Origin of the sequence: Allorhizobium sp. Av2 (assembly GCF_021462805.2) — a bacterium.
In the GTDB taxonomy this organism is placed as follows: Bacteria; Pseudomonadota; Alphaproteobacteria; order Rhizobiales; family Rhizobiaceae; genus Allorhizobium; species Allorhizobium vitis_G.
Genome location: NZ_CP192698.1, coordinates 396,835 through 415,928, shown reverse-complemented (window position 1 = coordinate 415,928; position 19,094 = coordinate 396,835). Strand labels below are relative to the sequence as shown.

Sequence of the window (19,094 nt, the reverse complement as noted above, 5' to 3'; positions counted from 1 at the left end):
CTTTGCCCGAGGCTATTTTGAAAATCATTACAACCTCAGATTGGATTGTGAATATCGATTATAGAGGTATTGAACTGCTGTTTATATTGTTGACTAAGATATTCAAGAATTATATGCAAGTGCCAATTCGATGGCGGCCACAGATTGCCATCAGCGAAATTTCAAGCGCTGAGTTTCCTTTTGTAAAAGCGAAAAGAGCATAAGTCGGGGTTGGGCGGATCTTCCGCAGCGCTCTTCAGTAAGGGGTGGATGGCAGTGAACGATACGTCCTGGACGCAACGAACCTTGGAAGGTTCTTCGGAATTTACATCAATAATTCATATGCTTGAGAATCGTTCTCGGGATATGGCTGGTGATGTGGCCATGCGCTTCTTTCATGATGATGCGGTCGCTGCAGCGCAGGCAAAACCGGATTCCTGGACTTGGCGTATGCTTCGCGATCGGGCGCGGCTTGTCGGTCGCGAGATTGCGCAGACAGGGCTTGTCATCCCCGGCGCACGTATTCTTGTGGTCTATCCGCCGGGCCTTAGCTTCATCGCCGCCTTCCTTGGATGTCTCTACGCAGGCACTGTTCCCGTGCCCGTTCCGGCCCCGCGGCGTGCTGACGGAATCAATCGTTGGCTGCATATCGCGCGGGATGCCGGGATCTCCGGAATTCTCTGCGCTGGCGAACTTCTGGACGCCCTTCGTCCCCTGCAACAGGCGGTCGGCCATGGCTTTGCGCTCGCCCCTGAAGCAGCCGATCCGGCAACCTCGGTCGTCTTTGAAGATGACGGCAGGCCATTCCATGCGCCGGAGGCAAAACATGTCGCTTTCTTGCAATATACATCGGGTTCGACGAGTGATCCGAAGGGGGTCATGGTCACGCATGGCAACCTCATGGCCAATCTGCGGCAGATCAGCACTGCCTTCGAATACGGCCCATCCGACATATCCGCCTGCTGGCTGCCGCACTATCACGATATGGGGCTGATCGACGGCATACTGTCGCCGGTGTTCAACGGCTTTCCAGTGGCGCTGATGGCGCCTGCCTCGTTCCTGCGTCGGCCTCTGCGTTTTCTGGAGCTGGCAAGCCATGTTCGTGCCACCGTCATTGGCGGTCCGAATTTTTCCTACGAGCACTGCGTTGATAAATATGCGCCGGAGGCTGCCGCCGGACTTGATCTTTCCAACGTCCGCATCGCCTATAACGGCGCAGAGCCGATCCGCCCGAAAACGCTAGAGCGCTTCACAGCCGCCTTTGCGCCCCACGGTTTCCATGGCAAGGCCTTTTATTGTTGCTACGGTCAGGCAGAAGCCACGCTGTTCCAGACGGGCAACAGTCCCGACGATCCACCGCTGATCCTGTCCGTCAGCCGCAAGGCGCTTGTCGAAACCGGGGCTGCGGTCGAAGCGGATGATGGCGACGAGCATGATAAGCTCGCCCTTGCCGCCTGCGGCCGCCCTGCCGAGGGGCTTGACCTTGCGCTTGTCGATCCCGAGGCGGGCCTGCGTGTGGATGATGGCATGGTCGGCGAGATCTGGATCCGGGGTCCGAACGTGACGCCCGGCTATTGGGGCCGAGCCAAGCTGAACGCAGAGACCTTTGATCAGGTGCTGGATGGATCGCGTGGTTGGCGTCGTACCGGCGATCTGGGTTTTCGCCGCGACGGGCAGCTCTACATCACCGGTCGGCTGAAAGATCTGGTGATCATCCGTGGGCAGAACCATCACCCGGAAGATATTGAGCAATCCGTTTTCTCCAGCCATCCGGCGCTCGCACAAGGCAGGGCAGGGGTCTTTGCAATCGAGGTCGATGGCGAGGAGCAATTGGGCGTGGTCTGTGAGCTGACCCGCGAGGGCCTGCGCGATATTGATAGCGATGACGTGATCCGCGCCGTGCGCGGTGCCGTCTCGTGCAATCACAATGTCAGGGCGGCCGTCATCGCGCTGTTGCGGCCGAGCAGCCTGCCACGCACGCCGAGCGGAAAAGTCCGCCGCTTCGCTTGCCGGCAGGGGATCGTGACGGGTGATCTGCGCATCGTCGCGCGCTGGGATGCAAAGCCGGAGAGCGTGCTCAACGCCCCGGCAATTGTCGAGCAACGAAGCTGGCGCGGCCAGCTTCAGCAATCGCCCAAAGCGCTTCGCAAGGAAGCGCTCCGGCATCTGCTGCGGCAGGAAGTGGCTATGCTTGCCCGGCTGGGCGAAGGGGATTTGCCTGCAAATTCCGCTGGGTTCTTCGATCTTGGTCTCGACTCTGTGGCGCTCGTCAATATCGGCGCGACGGTTGAGCGGGAACTCGGCGTGCCGGTCCGCCCGACACTGATTTTCGAACATCCCACCATCTTGGCCCTTTCGGACCATCTCTACGGCCTCATCGAAGACGATCAATCGGAGATAGCGCCTCTTCAGGACGCAAAGCCCCAGAGTGATGGGCCTGTGGCTCAGAACCCACCCGCGTTTGCATCTGGGTCTGCCTCTGTCGCCAGCTCTGCAATCACCTCGGAACTTGCTGCCCTGAAGGCATTGCTTCGTTGAGCACAGCATCCGCAATTTGAACGAGAGAAACCCTATGACTGACGTTGAAAACCCGACCCCCGACAGCATAGACCAGAATGAGGTCCTCTCGATTCTGAAGGATGCGCGTGCGCGTCTGGAGGCGGCGCAAAGGGAGAAGGACGAGCGCGTGGCAATCGTCGGCATGGCCGGGCGCTTTCCGGGTGCCGATGACCTCGACGCGTTCTGGGGCCTTCTGAAGCAAGGTCAAAGTGGCCTTCGCTCTGTCACGGATCACGAACTGCAAGAGGCTGGCGTCGATCCCAAGATGGCGGCCCGGCCGGATTATGTCCGCGTCTGGGGTGGCTTCGATGATCCAACGGCTTTCGATGCCGGATTCTTCGGCTATTCGCCGCGCGATGCGGAATTGCTCGATCCACAACATCGTGTCTTCCTCGAATGCGCAGCGAATGCTCTCGACCATGCGGGCTATAACAGCGCCACCTATGCCGGTCGTATCGGCGTCTATGCCGGTGGCGCGCTGAACTATCATTTCAGCCAGATACAGGCCAATCCGGCGCTCAGAGAGGCAACGGACCCGATCCATGCGGGTCTTGGCAATGTGCTTGGCATGATTGCTTCGCGTGTCGCCTATCACCTCGATCTCACCGGGCCAACGGTTGGCGTACAGGCGACCTGTGCCACGGCGCTCGTGGCGCTTCATCTCGCGGCACGCGGCCTTTTGGCACGCGAGGCGGATATGGCGCTGGCGGGTGCCGTCGCCATCGGCCAGCCGCGCCCGGAAGGCTATCTCTACAAGAGCGAAGGGATCGCTTCGCCGGATGGCCTATGCCGTCCGTTTGATGCCAATGCCAAGGGCACCGTCTTCACCAATGGCGTCGGCGTCCTCGTTCTCAAACGGTTGAGCGACGCGATTGCTGACGGCGATACAATTCATGCTGTTCTCAGCGGATCGGCCATCGGCAACGACGGTTCCGCCAAGGTCGGGCTGACGGCACCCAGCGTTGCCGGGCAAACGGCGGTGCTTCAGGCAGCCCTTGCCGACGCCCGCCTTGAAGCCTCTGAGGTGGACTATATCGAAGCGCATGGAACCGCAACGACCCTCGGCGATCCCATCGAAATCCGTGCTTTGTCCAGTGTGTATGGCGATGCGCTGAAACAGCAGGGCCGCCGCTGCGGTCTTGGTTCTGTGAAGGGCAATCTCGGACATATGGATGTGGCCGCCGGGATGGGAGGGCTGATCAAGACCATTCTTGCGTTGAAGCACCAGATCCTGCCCGCCAGCATCAATTTTACCAGCCCGAACCCGGCCCTTGATCTGGCGTCAAGCCCTTTCGACATCGTTGCGCAGCAGCGGCCCTGGCCAGTGACAGAGCTGCGCAAGCGTCGCGCTGCCATAAGCGCCTTTGGCATGGGCGGGATGAATGCGCATGTGATCCTTGAGGAGCCTCCGGTTCGGGACCGCGAAGTGGAAACCACCGGGCCTTATCTTTTGCCACTCTCGGCCAAGACGCCGGAAGCGCTGGCGGCGATGCGAAACGCACTGGCCGATCATCTTGGCACCGATGATGGCGCACAGCTTGCCGATATTGCCTATACCCTCCGGCAGGGCCGGCGAACGATGGAGCATCGCTTTGTCGCCCTCTCAAGGGAGCGAGACGCCGCCGCGCATATCATCCGCAGCGGTGAAGGCCCCGATTGTGTCGCGGGTGAGCCGCTGGCTGGCGATGCAAGTTTGATCCTGCTGTTTCCCGGACAGGGTGCACAATATCCGGGAATGGCGCGGGCGCTGTACGAGACGGATGCAACATTCCGCACCGCCTTCGATGCCTGCCTGCGCTTCGTGCCGCAGGAACTTGACCTTGCGGCCATAATCTTTAGCGACGGCACAACCGTGGGGCAACTTTCTCGCACAGAGATAACGCAGCCAGCACTTTTTGCAGTCGAATACGCGCTGGCGCAGATGTGGCTTGCCAAGGGCATCAAGCCACGGGCCATGGTCGGTCACAGTCTCGGGGAATATGTTGCGGCCTGCCTTGCCGGGGTCTTCTCGCTGCAAGACGCGGTGAAGCTGGTTGTTGCCCGCGGGCGGCTGATGCAGGCCTGCCCTCCCGGTGCCATGCTCTCCGTCATGCTCTCAGAACAGGAGGCGCGCGCATCGCTGTCTCCCGACGTGGAACTTGCTGCCGTCAACGGTCCGCGCAGCACAGTTCTGGCGGGCGCGGCAGAGGCGATTGCTGAACTCGCGGCCCGGTTTGATCGCAGCGGTATCGGCAGGCATGAGCTTAAAACCTCCCACGCCTTTCACAGCTTCATGATGGAGCCCGCGCTTGAAGCGTTTGCGCAGGTGCTCGCCACGGTGACACTCAACCCGCCGCAGATTGACATTGTATCGAACCTGACAGGCAATTGGCTGACGGCACAGGAGGCGACCGACCCAGCCTATTGGGTGGCCCATCTGCGCCAAACCGTTCTGTTTGGCCCCTGCCTTGCGCGGGCGCTTGAATTGCCGGCCCCGTTTCTTCTCGAAGTTGGACCCGGTTCGACACTGACCCGGCTTGCACGCCAACAAGGAAAAGCGCTGCTTCGCGTTGCCACCTCGCTGCCTGATGCGAAGGCACCGCAGGACGCCTGCGACCACGCGCTGCTGGCATTGGCGGAGCTTTGGATCGCTGGCATCGATGTCGAACTTGTTGCCGAAAAAGATGCAGGCCCGCGCCACCGTGTGCCACTTCCAGCCTACCCTTTCCAGCGCAATTCCTACGCGATTGCGCGGATTGCACCAACCGAATCCATGCCCGACGAAGCGGCCCGGCAACCATCAATCGAGGACTGGTTTAACCAGCCAGTCTGGCACCGTGCGCCCTTTGAGCATCTTACAACGAGCGGTCACGAGCATTGGCTGATTCTTGGTGGCGATGAGACTGTTGCCGCGATCGGTCCGGTTTCGGAGCAGATCAAGGTCACACGGGTACGGTCTGGCATAGCCTATGAGAATGCCGGGGGCACGTATCACATCGACCCCGCTGACCCGCAGCACTACAGCGCAGTTCTTGCCGATCTTGCCGCCAACGGTGCGACACCAACCCAGATCGTCAATGGCTTCTCCCTTGATGCCAATGCGGCCCCGGACACAGCTTTCACCAGCACATTTGCGCTTGCGAAAGCCCTGATCGCCAGTGAGAGCCGCCCGCCGCTTCTGACTGTTCTGGCATGCGGCCTGCATGTTGTGAATGGCGCGGAGGTTGTTGACGCGCAGGCGGCCAAGGTGCTTGGCATGCTCCGCGTCCTGCCGCAGGAAATTCCGGGCATTTTCTGCCGAAGCATCGATTTTCCATCGGCAGAAGGTGCCATTGTTCCCGGCCTCGCTGAGGCGCTATCACGACCTTGGCGTGCCGACAGGACCGTGATGGCGCTGCGCAATGGCTATTGCTGGGTCGAGAGCCATGTGCCGACGTGCCTGCCGGAGCCAGCCGATGTTCCGGCTCTCACGGCGGGGGCCACTTACCTCATCGCAGGCGATCTCCTCGACGGTCTCGCCCTCGTCTATGCCCGGGCGCTCGTTCAAACATTGGGCGCGAAGGTTGTCCTCATCGGACCCGCCGGGCTTCCGAATCCTGCGGATTGGGAACACTGGCTTGCCTCGCATGGGCCGAAGCATCCGATGAGCGTGTTGATCCGGGCTTTGCGTGGCATTGGCACGCCGGGCGAGGATTACGTGCTGTTCAGCGGTGATCTCGCTGACCCCGCTTGGCTTGCTGCATGCCTCAATTCGCTTGGCGCGCCATTTGGCCCAATCCGTGGGGTTTTCCAGACGGCAGCGATGGGCGAGGTTTATCACTGCCCGCTCACGGAGGCCACGGCAGAACGCAATGCTGCACTGTTTGCAACCAAGGTTGATGGTCTAAACGCTCTGTCAGCGGTGCTTGCCGATCACGCCCCCGATTTCGTCCTCGTTCAGTCCTCCCTCTCAACGCTGGTCGGCGGCGCGGGTCTTGCTGCCTATGCGGGTGCCAACAGCTTTCTTGATGGCTTCGTTGATGCACGGCGCGGCGCACAGCGTCCGGTCTGGCAGGCAATCGCCTGGGATACATGCCTTCCTTTCGGCACCACGCGAGAGGAGGCAACAGGCTTTCTTAACGACGCGATTGACGCCGACGAGGTTTGGCGGGCAACGCGGGCGGTTCTCGCCCACCGCCAAGTCTCCCGGCTCGCCGTGACACCGGTTGATCTGCGCCATCGCATGGCCGAAGCACGGCAGGAACCAAGGGCCGGTGTGGCCGTGGATCAGAAGGAAAACATCGGGCGCGAGCGTGTGCAGGCAGCGTTCATCGCCCCGCGCGATCCCATTGAGACCGATGTGGCGGCTGTTATCGGGGAACTTCTAGGCATTTCGCGTGTCGGAATCGATGACAATTTCTTCGAGCTTGGTGGGCATTCCCTGCTTGCCGTGCAGGTCGTGACACGGTTGCGCAAGCAATTCTCAATCGAGCTGCCCATGCGCGCTCTGCTGTTTGATGCGCCGACCGTAGGGGGCATCGCGGCCGTTATCCGTGAGCGCCTCGAGGCCGCACGGAAAGAACAGGCAGAGCTTGCCGCCCTCCTGGACGACATTGAGGCAGAGGCGCTCCGCAAGGAAGCCTGATTGTCACCTGCCTTCCATCAGTAATACGTAAAGGAACGACGACGATGAAATTCAGCCTCTTCTATTTCGATGGCGATGGCTCCGCTACGAACGGTGACAGCTATCGGCTGCTGATGGACAGCGCAAAGTTTGCCGATGAAAATGGCCTGAGCGCGCTCTGGGTGCCAGAGCGCCATTTCCATGCTTTCGGCGGCCTCTATCCCAATCCGTCGATGATCCATGCCGCACTGGCCATGGTGACGAAGCGGGTGCAATTGCGCTCCGGCAGCATTGTTCTGCCGCTCCATCATCCCGTGCGCGTGGCGGAAGAAATTGCCGTTGTGGACAATCTCTCGCAAGGCCGTGTGGGTGTGGCGATTGCGTCGGGCTGGACGCGCAACGAATTTGTGCTGTCGCGTGAGCCGCATGGCAGCCGCCGCAGCCTGATGTGGCGGAGCTATGATCAGGTCACCAAGCTGCTTGCTGGCGAGACGCTGACCTTTGAAGATGCGGAAGGCAATGCCGTCGAGGCAAAGACACTGCCGCGCCCGGTGCAGCCGCGCGTGCCTTTCTGGGTGGCGTGCCAGTCCATGGAGACCTTTGTGGAAGCGGGCCGTCGCGGCATCAACGTGCTGACGGCGCTGCTTGGTGAGACATTGGAAAGTCTGACGCCCAAGATCGCCGCCTACCGCCGGTCGCTGGAAAAGAACGGTTTTGATCCGGCTGCGGGCACCGTGAGCATTATGGTGCACACCTATCTCGGCGGGGATGTCGAAACCGTGAAGGCCAATGTCAAAGGCCCCTTCAGCGATTATCTCAGAACCCATTATCATCTGCTCGAAGGGCTGGCCCGCAGCATGGGTCTTGATATCGCGCTCGAGAATTTCAGCCGGGACGATCTCGACAGCCTGATCGAGTTCGGAGTTGAGGGCTTCATCAAGGGCCGCTCTCTCATCGGCACGCCGGAAAGCACCGCAGAGACAGTGGAGGCGCTGGCTGCGGCGGGGATCGATGAAATCGCCTGCCTGATCGACTTCGTGCAGGATTACGATCTCGTCATGGGTGGTCTGCCGCATCTGGCACGACTTGCGCGCCAGCATGCGCCGCAGCCGACAATCGCGCAAGCCGTATAGGGAGACTGCCCGTGAACTCTGTCGATCCTATTGTGGCGCTGCGCGCCCGTGTTGCGGCGCTCAGTCTTGCGGAACGCGAGGCCTTCCGCCGCCAGCTCGAAGCCCGTGGGATCGCCTGGGAACGGGTGGCCCCGGAAGAGACGCCAAAAGAGACGCCAAGGGTGTCAACGCGCACCGGGCGCCTGCCGTTGACACCCGGCCAGAAGCATTTCTGGCTCCAGCAGAGCCTCTATCCCGAGAGTTCTGCTTATCACGTTGCCTATCGCTGGCGGTTTGAGGGGCCGCTTGATCGCGCAGCCCTTGAGCGCAGCCTTGCAACAATTGTCTCCCGGCATGCGCCGCTCAGAACCGCCTTTCCCGTGGAGGCAGGTGAGCCTTGGCAGGAGGTTGATCCGAACCATGATTTTGCTCTGGGCTTTACCGATCTGGAGGCGACAGGCGAGGATGGCGAGGCGCTGGCGCTGGCTGTTGCGACTGACCCTTTCGATCTCTCAAAGGCACCGCTGATCCGGGCGCATCTCTTCCGGCAGAATGAGAGCGACCATCTGCTGGCGATCACCCTCCATCACATCGTTGCGGATGGCTGGTCACGCGGTGTGCTGATGCGCGAGCTGACGGCCTGCTACCGCGCCTATCGTATGGGTACCGCGCCCGCGCTTTCGCCCATCACCCGCGATTTTGGTGATCTGGTTCTTGATCAACACGCATGGCTTCAGCGCGCGGATTGCGAACGCGCCCGCGACTACTGGAAGCAAACCCTCGCCGATCTCAAGCCGCTGGAATTGCCAAGCGACCGATCCCGCAGCAGCAGCGTTGAGATGACGGCAGCCACCGTGACACGGGTTATTCCCGTCTCGATGTCCTCGCAGGTCGCCTCGCTTGCCAGCCAGCTTGGAACCACGCCTTTTGTGGTGATGGCTGCGGCCTTCTCGCTGCTGCTTCATCGCTACAGCGGCGAGCGGGACCTGTCGGTTTGCGTGCCCGTCGCCGGGCGGGACGATCCGGATGCCGCAGGGCTGATTGGTCTGTTTACCAACACATTGGTGCTGCGCGCGCAACTTGACCCGCGCATGACGTTTTCGCAGTGGGTCGGGGCGGTGCAGGAGCGCTTCTCGGATGCGCTCGACCATCAGGCATTTCCCTTTCCGCTGATTGCTGAGGCACTTGGCATGAGCCGCGACCAACGGCAGAACCCGCTCTCGCAGGTTATGTTCCAATTGCAGTCGCAAGACTACCGCGCGCAGAATGCCGAGCAGATCGATTTCGGCATCGACGGTCTCAAGGTTCGCCAACAGCCAGCACGGCTGAGTGAAACAAAGGTCGATCTCAGTTGGTATGTGATGGAGCGGGAATCCGGCTATCTGCTGAACATCGAATATCGCGTGGCGATCTTTGATTCATGGCGGATCGAGCGCATGGCAGCCCATTTCGAGGTTTTGCTCGGCTCCATCCTGCAAGCTCCCAATGCTTTGCTGCCAACGCTTGCCTATCTATCAAAGGAAGAGCATGCCGCCGTGGTTGCACTTGGAACGCCAACCGCGCGGCCTGTGCCTGACATCACCATGCACGATGCAATCGCACACGTCGCCCGGCACCAACCCGATGCGATTGCACTTGAAAGTCAGGGCCGCAGTTGGACTTATGGCGAACTACAGGCAGATGTAGACGCACTTGCCGAAACGCTTGTCAGCCTTTCGGTTCACCCCGGCGATAGGGTCGCCGTTTCGCTGCCGGGCAGGGGGCAATCCGTCATCGCCTTCCTCGCCATTCTGAAGGCAGGTGCCGTCTATGTTCCGCTCGATCCCGATCATCCAGCGGATCGGGTTGCCTATGTGCTTGAGGATTCCGGTGTCAGTCTCGTATTGACGGACAGGGCAGATCTCTATCCGGCCCATCGCTCTCTTGATCCGACGCGCCCAATGCCGATGAGCGACACCCCTGCCGCGCTGCCCCCCTCTGATCCTGCGCGCATCGCCTATCTTCTCTACACCAGCGGCAGTACGGGCCGACCGAACGGCGTGCCGATTGGCCATGCAAGCCTGCTCAATCATCTGCGCTCCATGGCCGTCTCGCCGGGGCTTGCGCCCGGTGATCGGCTTTTGGCAATCACCACGCCCACCTTCGACATTTCCATTCTGGAAATGCTTCTGCCGCTCAGCGTCGGCGCGACCACCGTGCTCTACGGCCAAGACCTGCTGCTTGCGCCACAGCGGCTTGCCGATGTGCTTGTGACGGATCGTATCTCGCATTTGCAGGCAACGCCCGCCTATTGGCGCATGTTGATCGACAGCGGCTGGGAGGGATTGCCGCATCTCATCGCCCTTTGCGGCGGCGAGGCGCTGGATGCGCCGCTTGCCCGCAAGCTGATCGACCGCACGAAAGAGCTGTGGAACGTTTATGGGCCAACGGAGGCGACAATCTGGGCAAGCGCGCTGAAGGTCACCCACGCCCACGCGGAAGGCGGCAAGGTGCCGGTTGGTGGCCTTCTCGACAATACCCACCTCCACGTTCTCGACGCCTATATGCAGCCCTTACCGCGCGGCATTGGCGGCGAACTCTATATCGGCGGGCCGTGCCTCAGCCCCGGTTACTGGAACCGCCCGGCTCTCACAGCCGCGCGCTTCGTGCCGAACCCGTTCTATGATGAAAACAGCCCTGCGCTTAGGCTCTATCGCACCGGCGATGCGGTTGTTCGTCTGGCAAATAGTGAGATCGAATTTATCGGCCGCACGGATTTTCAGGTCAAGCTGCGCGGCTACCGCATCGAGATCGGTGAGATCGAAGACAAGCTGCTGCGCGAAAGCGTCGTTGAGCAGGCCATCGTCACGCTCGACGCAGAAAACGAGCGGCTGATTGCCTATGTGCTCGCTCGCGATTTGCCGACGACGAACGATGGTGAGATTGAGCGCAAGCTACGCCAGTCGCTGTCTGCGCAATTGCCGCGCTACATGGTGCCGACAGCCTTCGTGCTGATGGATGAATTTCCTCTCAACCCGAACGGTAAGGTGGATCGCAAACAGCTTCCGATCCCACAGCTTTCCACAATGCGCGCGGAGCCAATTCCAGCCCGCAATGCCATCGAGGCGACGCTGCTGGAGATATGGAAGGCCGTGCTGCGGCGAGAGGATTTTGGCATCGAGGATAATTTCTTCGATCTCGGCGGTGACTCCATTATCGGCGTCCAGATCGTCGCGAAGGCGCAAGCCAAGGGGTTGAAGCTCGAACCGACCCAGATTTTCGAGTTGCAGACAATCGCAGAACAGGCAACCGCCGCCGTTGCCGAAAACGCGGTTCAGGCAATCGAGGTTGCCGAAAGCGGGTCCAGCTTTGAGATGACGCCCGTGCAGGCGGGCATGCTGTTCCACAGTCTGATGGCCCCAGCCTCAGGCACCTATATAGAGCAATGCTGGTGCGTGCTGGAAGGCCCGCTGGATGCCGATGCCTTCAAATCGGCGTGGGGGAGGGTGATCGCCCGCCATGAGGTTTTGCGTGGTGCCTGCCGCTGGACGGATGTCGAGCGGCCAGTCATGGTCATTGCCGAGGATGTTGTGCCCGAATGGCGCGAAGCGGATTGGTCGGGCGAAGACGCGGCAGGGCAGGAGACAGCCTTTGCGGCATGGCTGGAGGCGGATCGCCGCCGTGGCTTTACACTGGATGCCGCACCCCTTTTGCGGTTTGCGCTGATCCGGCTCGGAACTGGCCGCCATCGTTTCGTCTGGAGTTTCCACCACCTGTTGATGGACGGCTGGTGCGGCTCGCTGCTTGTCGGTGAAATGTTGAAGGCTTATGCAGGCGAAAGCCTGCCAGCGCCTCCCCCGTCTTATCGCCAATACGTCGCGTGGCGCGACAGGCAGGATATCTCTTCTGCGCAGGCCTATTGGTCGCAGGCTCTTGCCGATCTGCCGCAAGGCGGCCTGTTCGGGGAGACGAAAACGGGCGAGGCGGCACAGGAGGCCATTGTCGAGATCCGGCGCAGCCTTGATGCCAGCCTCGCAACGCGGCTTACCGCCATGGCGCGGCGGGAGCGGCTGACGCTGGCGACAGTGTTACAGGGGGCCTGGGCGCTGCTTCTATCACGCTATGGGGCCGAGGACGATGTGATCTTCGGAACGGTTTTGTCGGGCCGCCCGCCTGACCTGCCAGATGCAGACCGAATGATTGGCCTGTTCCTGAACACGGTGCCGTTTCGTGCCCAGACACGACCGGATGAGACGGTGGCCGAATGGCTCCAAGGCCTCCAGTCTGCGCATCGCCAGCGGGAGAAGCACGGGCATGCAGCGCTTGCCGATATTCAGCGCTGGGCTGGCAAGACCGCCGATCAACCGCTTTTTGACACGTTGCTTATCATCGAGAACCTGCCACTTTCGATGCAGGCGGCCTTTGCGGAAGGAACGCACACGCTCACCCTCAGCGATCCCGGCAGCTATGAGCGCACGCATTACCCGCTGTCGCTCCGGGTCTTTCCCGGGACCGAGATTGAGATTGCGCTTGCCGCGGACCCATCCCGTCTATCATCCATCGGAGCTGATCGTCTGCTGCGGCATTACGAGACTTTGCTCTCATCCATCGTTGATGATTCGCAAGCTTGCCTTGGCACAATCGAGATGCTTCATCCTGATGAGCGTGACATCCTGCTCCAGACTGGCCGAGGTTCGCAGACGCAGCCAAGTGCTGCGGTCCACGACCAGATCATCGCGCGGGCGCAAGAAGAACCGGGCAAAGCCGCCGTCGTTCAGGTGGGTGAGGGCCGCGACAGCGCCATGTCCTATGGCGATCTCGTCAGTCACGCGGATGCTCTTGCCCTTCATCTTTACCAGCACGGCATTGGCCGGGGCGCGGTCGTTGCGGTCTATCAGCGGCGTGGAAGCGCATTGCTGCCCTCACTGCTGGCCGTCATGCGGTCGGGTGCTGCCTATCTGCCTGTTGATCCCGACTATCCGTCAGAGCGCATTGCCTACATGCTGGCCGATTCCGGTGCAGCGCTGGTCCTGACGGATCTTGGGGACAGTGAGCGGGCGGTGATACCGCAAGATGTTCCGGTGATGGACCCGACCCAGATATTCGGTTGTGCGTCGGCATCCTTCGAACCTGCTGCGGTTCAGGCCGATGATCTCGCCTACATTCTTTATACCAGCGGCAGCACCGGCCAACCCAAGGGTGTGGCAATCACCCATGGTGCGCTTGCCAATTTCATTGAGTCCATGGCCGAAAGGCCGGGGATCGACGCGAGCGACCGCCTGCTGGCGCTGACCACGATTGGCTTCGACATTGCGGGGCTGGAATTGTTCGCCCCGCTTTCACAAGGCGCAACAGTGCTGCTTGCAGACAGCACTATTGCCCGCGACGGTCGGCGTCTTGCCGCGCTGGTGGATCGTGTGCAGCCGAGCGTTATGCAGGCGACGCCCGCCGGGTGGCGCATGCTGATCGAGGCGGGGTGGCCCAGTGAAAAGGGGCATGGCAAGGGGCTTCGCATGCTCTGCGGCGGCGAGGCGCTGGACAGCCTTCTTGCGGCCGAACTGCTGGATCGGGGCGATTGCCTGTGGAATCTTTACGGTCCAACCGAGACAACCATTTGGTCTGCGGCCACGGAGGTGCGGCGTGAAGACCTCAACGGTCACAGTGTCACGGTTGCAGGCCCCATTCTGCGGACCCAACTCTATGTTCTCGACCGGCGCGGGGAACCCGTACCGCCCGGCACGCCGGGAGAATTGCACATCGGCGGTGCGGGATTGAGCCCGGGCTACTGGGGCAAACCCGGCCTGACGGCAGACAGGTTCATCCCCAACCCTTTCCGGCGTGGTCCGCAGGACGGTCTCCATCTTTACCGCACCGGCGACCTCGTGCGCTTGGCGGAGAATGGCGCGCTCGATTTTCTCGGACGGATCGACAATCAGGTGAAGCTGCGCGGCTACCGAATCGAACTCGGCGAGGTCGAGGCAAGGCTTGCGGCCCATCCTCGCGTTGCCGAAGCGGCAGTGCTTGTCGAAGATGGCGGTGCTGGCAAGCAGCTTGTCGCCTATCTGCGTTGGCGAGAGCCATTTGTCGGCGATGCAAGCGCGGAGCTTGGACCGCATATGGCCGACAGCCTGCCGCTCTACATGCTGCCATCGGCCTATGTCGCGCTTGATGCCTTCCCGCTGACGCCAAACGGCAAGGTTGATCGCCGCGCACTTCCGGTCTGCCGGCCAAAACCGGCACAGCGGCAAACGCACCTGCCGATCTCCGGCGAACCCGCTGCAACGCTTGCGGCGATCTGGCGAGAGGCGCTTAAACTCGACCACGTCGGTCCGGGTGACAATTTCTTTGAATGCGGCGGCCATTCGCTGCTTGTTGTCTCTTTGCAGGGTGTAATCGGCAAGCGTTTTGGAATATCGATTGATATTACGGCCTTTTTCCAGTTTCCGACGCTGGAAACAATGGCCGCCCATATCGCGCAGCTCCAAGCCGGTCGTGAAGGCGAATGGTCTGGAGGTGATCGAACCCTCTTGCGCCAGACGGGCCGCGATCGCCTTGCAGGTCGCCGTGGCCTGCGGGCCGAACGCACAGGTGCCTGACGCATGCAGACAGTTGAAACCCTTGGCGATGCGGACCTGCCGCGCCGCCCGCCATCGGCGCGAACGACAAAGTCGCTTTTCCGGCTTAGCCTGCCAATGTTCGTGCATTCGCTGCTGACCTTTCTGGTCATGCTGTCGGAAATGCTGATCGTCAGTGCCTATTCCACTGACGCGGCAGCAGCGGTGGCGATTGTGCGGCAGGTGCTTCAGGTCGTTTTCGAGATTTCGAGCATGGTCGGGATCGGCGCGGTCATCCTGATATCGCACAGTCTCGGGCGTGGTGACGAGGAGGGTGCGCGGCAGATCGCAGCGCTTGCGGTCTTCACCAATACGCTCCTTGGCCTTCTGGTCGGAGGTCTGCTGTTTCTGGGTGGACCGGTGATCTTGCGGATTCTCGATGTCCCGGCATCAATCGTTCACGATGCAAGCCTTTATCTTTCCGTCGCTGCCGCTGCCATGGTCTTCAATGCGCTTGCCACGGCTGCGATTGCCTGCCTGAGGGCTTTCGGCAGCAGCCGGGTGATTGTGATGACCGGCTTGCTCCTGTCGGTGATTTACATTGGGGCGACCTATGTTCTTGTACTTGGTGCCGGGCCGGTTCCCCCGCTCGGGGTGACAGGTGCGGCCTATGCAACACTCGGCTCAAGGATTGCAATGGCGCTGATGTTCGGCCTCGCCGTCTATTACACTCTCGGTCTTCGTTTCGTGGCTGGGCCGATCAGGGCGCGGCTCTTGCTTATGCGGCGCATGCTCGTCCTCGCCTTTCCCAGTGTTTCGGACTATATCGGCTACGGTTTTTACCAGCTTGTGCTGCTCGGTTTCGTGGCGGGGTTTGGCGTCTCAAGTGTCTTGAGCCGCACCTATGTCATGCTGGCCATGACGTTCCTCATCCTTGTCGTCATGGCTGTCAGCCAAGGAAACGAGGTGCTGGTCGGCTATCGCTGGGGCGAAGGTCGGCGGCAGGACGCCTATCGTCAGGCGCTGCGCTCCTGCCTTGCTGCAACCTTGGTCACGATGGCAATCGCGCTTCTGTTCTGGCTCTTGTCCGATCAATATCTCGGATTGTTCGGACAGACTGGTGAAGTTCTGGAACTTTCCACCTATCTTCTGCTGCTGACGATCTTCATCCAGCCCGGCTTCGCCTTCAATACTGTGTTGCTGCATTCACTCAGGGCTGTCGGCGATGCACGGGTCCCGGTCCTCGTCAGTATCGGATTGACCTGGGGCCTTGGCCTGCCGCTGGCCTGGCTGTTTTGCGTAGAGGCGGGCTATGGGGTCGAAGGTGTCTGGTACGCGCTGATCATCGAAGAGACACTCAAGGCCGGTTTCATGCTTTCGCGCTGGCACGCGCGCGCATGGATGCGCATTGCAATCGCCTGACATTGTCTTGCGCAATGAGGTCCGTTGTCATCATCACGGATGATGTCATTGATCTGGCAGCATTTGCCCATGGTCACCATCAGCCAAATATGCGACTATGGTTCAACGAGTAACTTACCTGATAGTGCCATCCATGCGCCTGAAACGGCAATCCGAAATTGCGATCGGTATATTGACAGCCTGCGCAAAAAGTCCATCGACGAAATACCCTGCTCAGCATCTGGCGCAAGAGGTGGGCGCGACGAGGGATCATGCCTATCAAGTCGTCGCTCTCCTGGTCCGCAATGGGTTTCTCAACAGCGATCGCGGGCCGGGCGGCGGTCTCCGCCTTGCGCGAGATCCCAAGGACATCAAGCTCGCCGACGTGCTGCGTATCACCCAGCCGGAACTGGACGGCAAAGCGGAGGAACCAGAGCCCGGGACGCTCAAAGGGCAACCCTTGCTTGACGGCATCGTTGCCGCTGCATCGTCCTTCCTCGTCCAGCTGCTCGACCGTTTCACTGTCGCAGACCTCGTTGCCTCGCCCGATAGCTCTGCTATCGCTTGTCTCGAGTGCAGCCTCGTGACCGCCCGATCGGCTCGCGAGCGTCTGATGCGGTTGCCCGCCCCCCAGTTGTCCCCCGTGGACGACAGTCTTGAAGCGGACGCCTGATTGCCCTGAGGCAACGGATGGATGTCCGTGAACAGGACGATATTGCCTGTTTCAAGATGCTAGAGCATCGTACAGAAAATCGGAACCAGCACGATGCTCTAAGTTTTTGTTTGCGCATCGGATTTATCCGAAAACCGGTTCTTAACTTTCGGTCCGATGCTCTATAGGGCGTTCATGCCGCGTGACATGTCCCGGATGACCGATCCCCGATGAAATCAGCGAGAGTGAACTGGTCAGCGATCCCTAGGAAATTCACTGATGCGGCTTCAACGGCGAGGGTGAACACATTTTGGTCCGAATGGCTGCGGTGTTTATCCCATTGGAGAAGATCGGTCTGGGTGAGCCGCAGGACGGTGCCGAGCGTAACGCTGGCTGGATTGATGGCGAGCATCACGCGGCCGTCTGGCTCGCGGTGCAACAGTTCATGCCGGAGCAACAGCAAGATGCTTTTGACGACCTCTCCTGTGGGGCCATTGTGCAATTCGGTCAGTTCCCAGAAGGCAAGCTTACGGCCGGGTCTGCACGCACAGGCCGTGAGGACCGCAAGGACGGTCATGGTTTCGCGTGTGAAATGCATCATCCCTCTCTCCCCAACACATTGCTTACGCGACGTGCATCTTGTGAAAGCACACAAAGGACGCCGTAAGACCTTATATTTGCTTCATAATTTTCTCTGTGAACCAGCTCAGGCTTGAGAAATTATGCAGTATAACAAACGTGCATCCCAAGGGGGAACCACGTCCGGTTGTTGAAGGATAGACGTGTAACCGGTTCGGTTTGGGACCATAGCGTAAGATTTTTTTTCGCCCGCGTGGGAGCTTTGTCGTTCAAGACAAGGCTTCGGTCCTTGTGAGATGCCTGTGACGGTACCGATTGATGCAAGCACAAGCTCTCGGTCCATTCGATCAGGTTTGAAAAGCGCCCTATCAGGATTCAGGTGGGGGTGATCCGACGCTTGCCGCATTCACAGCCTGCCTCACGCTGCTGGCATCACCCTTTATGACAAGATTCGTCAATTCGTCGAGGCGAGGCTGTTTGGGAACGCGGGAAAGGTCCTCGATCATTTTGTCGACACTGCCTTTTTGAAGCAGATGTGCAACATCGGCCTCCTCCGCGGCTCTATCGTACAGCACCAGCACGGTTTTCGTCACTGCTCTGGCATCGCTGGTATCGCAAAGGAATGGGATGACAGTTTCATGGTGATGCATAGGCAGCGTCAAGATATGTGCGTCGATCAGTCGGCTGGCCTCGACACAGTCGCATTGATTGTCGGCCCCGACGATGCAGAAGGCCGTGAGATTGGATGGCGGGTCTGCTGTTATCACCTGGGTTGACTGGCGCAGGTTTTCCGCCAGTTCTGGTGTGGTCTGCGCGCGCTCCGTCAGCTTTTGGTAGGACACATATGGCACGTCATTTGGGTTATCCGAGAGCATGACAACCGGGCTGAAGGCAAGGACACGAACAGGTTTTTCGATCCTGCGAGCGAGAAGCGTGCCGTGATACAGCGCCCCATGCCCCCCTTTGCTTCCACCAATCGTAATCACCAGATCATAGGGGGCACTGACATTTTCTATGAAATTCGCCAGATTGTCTGGCGTGTTTGTGAAATAGGTGTCTTCCTTATCCGCAATGCTCAAAACATCCGCCGGAAAATCGACAGACTTGAAATGATGCTTGGTCGAATGGGAGAACAGCACCACGAGAACGGCGGCGTTCCGCTTGCGCATCTCGATATCGTAACATCCAAGAGACATTTCTGGCAGCTTTCATTGTGTAGAGCAGGCAATCAAATGCAATCTTCTGCCGATGTTCGTATAAAGCCGCTTAGATCTTCGCAAGGGGAGACGGCAGTCACGTTCCCGAATACCCTATGCAGATACCGTCAAAAATGGTCAGCATAAACACCACAATTTCCGGCTCTGTTATCCAGTTAACAATACGGAGGCCGATCCAGCTCTGTTACAAACCTTTTGAACGGCGAAGGAGCATTCAACGATATGGGCCTGCCCACGGATGCCTTTTGTCAGGTTGAAAATCGTAGCCTGGCCTTTGCGTAACGCTCGCATGGCCTCGAACCCTTTGATCGTCACATAGGCCGTTTTCAACGTCTTGCCCCCTCTCATACCAAGTCTCGAAGATGCTGACGCATTATCGAGACTTGGTATCAAACGTCAGGGCAGATGATCGGGCGATAATAGGCAGCTCCAGCCAAATCACACTATTTGCAATATTGCGCCATAACTGCGTCCAGCGAC

8 protein-coding genes and 1 pseudogene are annotated in these 19,094 nt (G+C 59.9%); 6 read left to right on the top strand and 3 right to left on the bottom strand.

Annotated features, from left to right (window positions below; genetic code table 11):
• The first annotated feature begins 363 nt into the window (after nucleotides 1-363).
• From FS819_RS25525 to FS819_RS25500, 6 genes are all read left to right on the top strand, one after another.
• Nucleotides 364-2,517: an AMP-binding protein gene (locus FS819_RS25525; protein WP_237682023.1), complete on the top strand. Its 2,154-nt coding sequence runs from the start codon at nucleotides 364-366 to the stop codon at nucleotides 2,515-2,517.
• Nucleotides 2,518-2,551: 34 nt separating this feature from the next.
• Nucleotides 2,552-7,141 carry a type I polyketide synthase gene (locus tag FS819_RS25520; RefSeq protein ID WP_156551242.1) on the top strand — a complete coding sequence of 1,530 codons (4,590 nt, stop codon included), beginning with the start codon at nucleotides 2,552-2,554 and terminating at the stop codon, nucleotides 7,139-7,141.
• A gap of 44 nt (nucleotides 7,142-7,185) precedes the next feature.
• Nucleotides 7,186-8,253, top strand: coding sequence for an LLM class flavin-dependent oxidoreductase (locus tag FS819_RS25515; protein WP_156551241.1), 1,068 nt, complete (start codon nucleotides 7,186-7,188; stop codon nucleotides 8,251-8,253).
• Between the two features lie 11 nt (nucleotides 8,254-8,264).
• On the top strand, nucleotides 8,265-14,807 hold the full coding sequence (locus FS819_RS25510) for a non-ribosomal peptide synthetase (RefSeq protein ID WP_234624928.1): 6,543 nt from the start codon (nucleotides 8,265-8,267) through the stop codon (nucleotides 14,805-14,807).
• A gap of 3 nt (nucleotides 14,808-14,810) precedes the next feature.
• The gene (locus FS819_RS25505; RefSeq protein WP_156551239.1) at nucleotides 14,811-16,187 is read left to right on the top strand and encodes an MATE family efflux transporter; all 1,377 of its coding nucleotides are present in this window, start codon (nucleotides 14,811-14,813) and stop codon (nucleotides 16,185-16,187) included.
• A gap of 133 nt (nucleotides 16,188-16,320) precedes the next feature.
• Nucleotides 16,321-16,839 carry an Rrf2 family transcriptional regulator gene (locus tag FS819_RS25500; RefSeq protein ID WP_156551238.1) on the top strand — a complete coding sequence of 173 codons (519 nt, stop codon included), beginning with the start codon at nucleotides 16,321-16,323 and terminating at the stop codon, nucleotides 16,837-16,839.
• Between the two features lie 172 nt (nucleotides 16,840-17,011).
• Here the strand turns inward: FS819_RS25500 and FS819_RS25495 are convergent, their stop codons facing one another.
• From FS819_RS25495 to FS819_RS25485, 3 genes and pseudogenes are all read right to left on the bottom strand, one after another.
• On the bottom strand, nucleotides 17,012-17,419 hold the full coding sequence (locus FS819_RS25495; RefSeq protein ID WP_156551237.1) for a hypothetical protein: 408 nt from the start codon (nucleotides 17,417-17,419) through the stop codon (nucleotides 17,012-17,014).
• A 346-nt stretch (nucleotides 17,420-17,765) separates the two neighbouring features.
• On the bottom strand, nucleotides 17,766-18,566 hold the full coding sequence (locus FS819_RS25490) for a hypothetical protein (protein WP_234624927.1): 801 nt from the start codon (nucleotides 18,564-18,566) through the stop codon (nucleotides 17,766-17,768).
• A gap of 195 nt (nucleotides 18,567-18,761) precedes the next feature.
• A pseudogene (locus FS819_RS25485) lies at nucleotides 18,762-18,962 on the bottom strand (hypothetical protein); the annotation flags it as partial.
• Nucleotides 18,963-19,094 lie beyond the last annotated feature (132 nt).

Bases quoted from the DNA above. Each gene is read 5' to 3' on its own strand.
- FS819_RS25515 (WP_156551241.1), top strand. From the start codon at position 7,186: ATGAAATTCAGCCTCTTCTATTTCGATGGCGATGGCTCCGCTACGAAC.
- FS819_RS25505 (WP_156551239.1), top strand. From the start codon at position 14,811: ATGCAGACAGTTGAAACCCTTGGCGATGCGGACCTGCCGCGCCGCCCG.
- FS819_RS25495 (WP_156551237.1), bottom strand. From the start codon at position 17,419: ATGATGCATTTCACACGCGAAACCATGACCGTCCTTGCGGTCCTCACG.
- FS819_RS25525 (WP_237682023.1), top strand. From the start codon at position 364: ATGCGCTTCTTTCATGATGATGCGGTCGCTGCAGCGCAGGCAAAACCG.
- FS819_RS25490 (WP_234624927.1), bottom strand. From the start codon at position 18,566: ATGCGCAAGCGGAACGCCGCCGTTCTCGTGGTGCTGTTCTCCCATTCG.
- FS819_RS25520 (WP_156551242.1), top strand. From the start codon at position 2,552: ATGACTGACGTTGAAAACCCGACCCCCGACAGCATAGACCAGAATGAG.
- FS819_RS25500 (WP_156551238.1), top strand. From the start codon at position 16,321: ATGCGCCTGAAACGGCAATCCGAAATTGCGATCGGTATATTGACAGCC.